This is a genomic window from Steroidobacter sp., from assembly GCF_016790065.1.
Classification (GTDB): domain Bacteria; phylum Pseudomonadota; class Gammaproteobacteria; order Steroidobacterales; family Steroidobacteraceae; genus Steroidobacter.
Genome location: NZ_JAEUPY010000028.1, coordinates 1 through 5,262 on the forward strand (window position 1 = coordinate 1; position 5,262 = coordinate 5,262).

The following is a 5,262-nucleotide window of genomic DNA, read 5'->3' on the forward strand; positions in this document are numbered from 1 at the left end:
TTCGGTAACTCTTCGCTCGGCGGCGCGGTGCGCACCATTCCGGTGGCGCCGAAGTTGAATGCCGCCGAGGGCAAGGTCGGCGTCGGTTACTCCGTGACTTCCGGCACCGGTGGCGACAACACCATGGTTCAAGCAACCGGCAATCTGCCGTTGATTGAAGATCGGCTGGCGCTGCGTGCTTCGGGCTATCGATTCGAGAACAGCGGCTTCTATCGTAATCGTGCCGGTTCGGACGCTGCGTTTCGCTCCGAGCTGTCCAACTACGACGCGGAAGCGTTTGCTGCCGATCAAGACGAGGTCGGTACGGCGCGTTTCCAAGGCGGTCGTTTGGCAGCGCTGCTCCAGGCGAGCGATGCGTTGAAGCTGACCGTGACCTTGGTCAAACAGCAGACCGAAATGGATGGCGAGGGGCGAGCCGAGACCGGCCTGTACGATCAATCCATTGCCCAGGTGGCTCCACAGCATGTGCGGCGTGGCGAGCATGGTGGCATTTACGACACCGACATCGAACTCGCCAATTTCGTGGCTGAGTACGAACTCGGCTGGGGCAGTGTGCTGGCCACGGTGTCTCACATCGAGAGCGACACTGACAGCACTTCCTCTTCCTCTTCGGGCTTTCCAGATGCGTATTCGTCCTCCGAGCTGAGCAATCATCGCGAGACCAGCGGCGAGCTGCGGATCGCCACACGCTTCGATGGCGCTTGGAATGTGTTGGCGGGTGTCTATGCCGAAGAACTCGATGATCGCTATTTCAACGACTACTACTGGTTCGGCAGCCCCGAAACCAACGTGTATGGCGACGATATCAATCTGGGTGAATATCTCGACCGTCGCAAGTTGAAACAAAAAGCAGGCTTTGCCGAAGTGTCATGGCGGCCGGTGCCGCGACTCACCATCACCGGCGGTGCACGAGCTTACGACTACGACCGCACTGGCACGGTCAATAGCACAGGCGCATTGCTAGGCGATGTTTCTACGCGACGAGACGCACAGGCCTCCGGAGCGAGTTATCGCGGCAACGTGAGCTTCTCACTGCGTGAAGACGCCATGGTCTATGCCGGATGGTCGCAAGGCTTTCGGCTTGGCAAGCCGCAATCGGGGTTGCCCGCGGGCCGCTGCGATGTCAATGGCGACGGAATCGTCGATGGCACCAGCGTCCGAATGGCGGATACGTTGAACACTCGCTCGGATGAGTTGGACAGCCTGGAACTCGGCGGCAAGTTCATGTTGCTCGACCGGCGATTGTCATTGTCCGGCGCGGTGTATCGCATCGACTGGACTGGCGTGCCATTTCGTACTCGCGCACCTTGCGGTCTGGCGTACAATGCCAACGCGGGCGGTGCGATCTCCGAGGGCGTGGAATTTCAGGCGAATGCGTATGTCACCAAGGCGCTGCGCATCGATATCGGCGCATCGTCGGTGCGCGCCAAGCTCACCGAAGACGTGCCGGCACAGAATGCTTTCAAAGGCGATCGCTTGCCTGGCTCACCCAGGGTCAACGCCAACCTCGGTGTGCAGTACGCGTTGAGCATCGCGGGCTATGAAGGCTACGTGCGAGCCGACTCCATTTACGTCGGCAGCTTTTATGGCGATCTACTCGAATCCGCACAGACCCAGGCCGGCGACTACATCAAGGTCGATGCCTCGGCGCGGCTGACGATTGCGCAAATGGATATCGATCTGTACGTGCGCAATCTGACCAACGAAGACGCTTTCACCTGGCGCGGCTTGCGTCCGCTCGGCTTCGATTACTTCGGCTATCGATTGCAGCCGCGGACCATCGGCATGCAGCTGATGTATCGATTCTGAGCTGGTTGCCGGAGCCGCGTCATGCTGTCTCGTATTTTTCAGGGCGCAGTCCTTCTGGCATTCGTAACGCTGGATAGCGGGGCCGCTGTTCCCGAGCAAGTTGCGAGCAATCTGTATCGGCTGGGCACCGATGCGGACACGGCATTCGTTGTGACGACTGCCGAAGGCAACATACTGATCAACAGCGGCAGTTCCGAAGCGAGCAACGCGGCGTTGAAGCCGTCGACGATCCGGGCGCAGATGGCTGTGCTGGGGCTTCGATTCGAAGACATCAAACTGCTGCTGGCCAGTCACGCGCATGCCGATCATGTCGGTGGGCATGCGCTGATTCGCCGGCTCACCGGCGCGACAGTGTCCATCATGGATGGCGATCAACGAGCGCTACGCACCGGCCTGGCCAATGACTATGGGATCTCGGTGAAGATAACCGAGCCGTGCCCGGTGGATGAAGTGCTCCAGGATCGCGCTCAGGTGCGGCTCGGGGGCGTCACGTTAACGGCCTATCGCACGGCCGGGCACACCGCCGGCGCGACCACCTGGGCGCTACGTGTGGATCGGGAGGGGCGGGCGCAGGACCTGCTGTTGCTCGACTCCACGATGCAGTATCGCGGTCGTGATTTTTTCGCCGAGGAATATCCTAATCGCTTGCGTGATTATGCTGATGGCCTGCGTGTGCTGAGGGAACTGCCTGCGGATCTTGCATTCGATCCCCATGGCGGCGAGCTGCGAAGTCGTGCGGACATAATGCAATGGCTCGAAGCCAAGTCCGCGCAGTTGCGACAGGAAGCGGCCGAGCAGCTACGAATTCAGCTCGATCCAGTGGCCTGGCGCGTAGCTCGGCAGCGAGCCAGCGACGATTACCAACGAATGTTAACGGCTCCCGAGGCACGGCTGGCCTACCCGGAGCTGCAACTGAGTCCGGAATTACACCGGTAAATACGGCATTTTTTTTCGTATTTGGCCGCCCATGAGCGCCGCCGTTGCGGTGTTCCGTCTTGCGATCCACCGTGGAAAAACGCTATGACTAGCGCGAGTTCGATCACGGAAGCGGGAGATGGCAGTCCAAACCACAGAGAGCGCGCTGACCGGCGTGCTAGCCGAGCCGGCCAAGCCGAGCATCGGCACGGGGACCGTCGATAAAGTTCTACATGCGGTGCGCACCCATCTCGGGATGGACGTGGCGTTCGTCTCCGAGTTCCGCGATGTCGATCGTGTCTTCAGGCACGTCGATGCGCTCGCGAGCACGCCCATTCACCCGGGCGATGCCGCGCCGTTGGAGGTTGGCTACTGTCAACGAGTGGTCGACGGGCGCCTGCCGGAGTTCATTCCCGATACCGCCGAAGAGCCTCGCGCGCTGGCGTTACCGGAGACTCAAGCGATTCCCATCGGTTCGCATCTGAGCGTGCCCATCCGCCTGGCCGACGGCAGCGTCTATGGCACGTTCTGTTGTTTCAGTTTTTTCGCCGACCGTTCCTTGAGCCAACGCGATTTACAGATGATGCGCGCGTTCGCGGATCTGCTCGCCGATCAGATCGATCGCGACCTGGAGCAGGCGCGCACTCATGACGACAAGAAAAAGCGCATCGTCGAGGCCCTGGCCAGTGACGATCCCGGCATCGTCTACCAACCGATTTATAACCTGCAGACTCAGCAGATCGTCGGCGCCGAATGTTTGTCGCGCTTTCGTAGCGAACCGCCGCGTTCGCCGGATAAATGGTTCGCCGAAGCGTCGCTGGTGAGGCTGCGCACCGAACTGGAATTGCGTGCCATCGCGAAGGGCTTGGAAAGTTTGAGCGTGTTGCCGGCGCCGCTGTATCTGGCCGTCAACGCTTCGCCGGAAACCATTGCCGATCCTGGCTTGAAACTGCTGTTGGCGAAGGTGGATGCGAGCCGGGTGGTGCTGGAAATTACCGAGCACGACGATGTCGAGGACTACCAAGGCTTTCTGGATCACTTGGCGCCGCTACGTGCGTTGGGCGTGCGCGTCGCCATCGACGATGCCGGTGCAGGCTACGCGAGCATGCGGCACATCCTCAATGTCCAGCCCGACCTGATCAAGCTCGACATGAGTCTGACAGGAAACATCGACAGCGATCCCAAGCGTCGCGCGCTCGCTTCGGCGCTGATCGCTTTCGCTCGCGAGACCTACGCAACCATCGTTGCCGAAGGCGTGGAAACGCCTGCAGAGCTGGCAACGCTGAGGTCGCTGGGCGCGACCCGAGGGCAGGGCTATTTGCTCGGCCGTCCCACCGACATTTCGCAACTCGTCCGCTTGTGCGCGGCTGGATCCTGAAACCTCGCGGGTAGCCGCGGAGTACGGCACAATGCGCGGGCTCCCGCGCTGAACAGGCCCTCCGCATGAAGTTGCAATTCCGCTGTTTTCTCTTCGTTTTCGCCCTCATCGTCGCGCCACTGTGCTCGGCGGGCGGCGGGATGCAGCCCGAGCGTGCCGACAATGGCATGGTCGCGAGCGTGCATGAGCTGGCGTCGCAGGCCGGCGTGGAAATGATGAAAGCGGGCGGCAACGCCATCGACGCCGCCGTCGCGACTGGTTTCGCGCTCGCAGTCGTACATCCGGCGGCAGGTAATCTGGGTGGCGGCGGTTTCATGTTGGTTCGCATGAACTCGGGCGAAACCCACTTTCTCGACTTCCGCGAGAAGGCGCCGGGCAAAGCCACCAGCACCATGTACCAGGACAAGCAGGGCAATGTGATCCCGTCGCTGAGCCGTATCGGCTATCTGGCCGTCGGCGTGCCCGGTTCGGTCAAAGGCATGGTCCACGCGCAGAAAAAGTTCGGCAAGTTGTCGCTGGCGCAGGTGGTGGCACCCTCCATCAAGCTGGCTCGCGAAGGCTTCGAGCTGGATTGGGCGGAGGCGCGTACGCTCACCAACGACAAGAACATGGCTACGTTCCCGGACTCCAAGCGCATCTTCCAGAATGGCGGCAAAGGCTGGCGCCAGGGGGATTTGCTCAAGCAGCCGGAACTGGCACGCACTTTGGAACGCATCGTTGCCGATCCCGATGAGTTCTATAACGGCAAGATGGCGCGCGAGATCGCGGACTTCATGAAGCAGGGCGGTGGTCTGATCACTGCGCAAGATCTGAAGAACTACGAGGTCGTCGAGCGCACGCCCGTGCGTGGCACGTATCGTGGCAACGAGATCATCAGTGCGCCGCCGCCGTCTTCTGGTGGCATCGCGTTGATCGAGACGCTGAACATTCTGGAAGGCTTCGATATCGCCAAGGCTGGTTTCGGCTCGGCCGAAGCGATTCATTTGGTCACTGAGAGTTACCGCCGTGCGTTCTACGATCGCGCCCAAGTCCTCGGCGATCCGGAATTCAGCAATCTGCCGGTGCTCGAATTGGCGGACAAGAAATACGGCGTCAACTGGCGTGCGTCCGTCAATCCTGAGCGCGCTACTGCCTCGTCGCGATTGGAGCGGCCGGTCGTG

General features: G+C 61.0%; 4 protein-coding genes. All 4 read left to right on the forward strand.

Translation table 11 applies throughout. The features are described 5' to 3' along the window. Nucleotides 1-1,809 (forward strand): TonB-dependent receptor (locus JNL55_RS01160; RefSeq protein WP_293848410.1); only part of this gene is annotated, 1,809 nt, incomplete at its 5' end. 21 nt (nt 1,810-1,830) lie between these two features. Next, nucleotides 1,831-2,745: an MBL fold metallo-hydrolase gene (locus JNL55_RS01165; protein WP_293848412.1), complete on the forward strand. Its 915-nt coding sequence runs from the start codon at nt 1,831-1,833 to the stop codon at nt 2,743-2,745. 118 nt (nt 2,746-2,863) lie between these two features. Next, nucleotides 2,864-4,102 (forward strand): EAL domain-containing protein, encoded by a 1,239-nt coding sequence (locus JNL55_RS01170; RefSeq protein ID WP_293848414.1) that lies wholly within the window; start codon nt 2,864-2,866, stop codon nt 4,100-4,102. Between the two features lie 65 nt (nt 4,103-4,167). Beyond that, nucleotides 4,168-5,262 (forward strand): gamma-glutamyltransferase family protein (locus JNL55_RS01175; protein WP_293848416.1); only part of this gene is annotated, 1,095 nt, incomplete at its 3' end.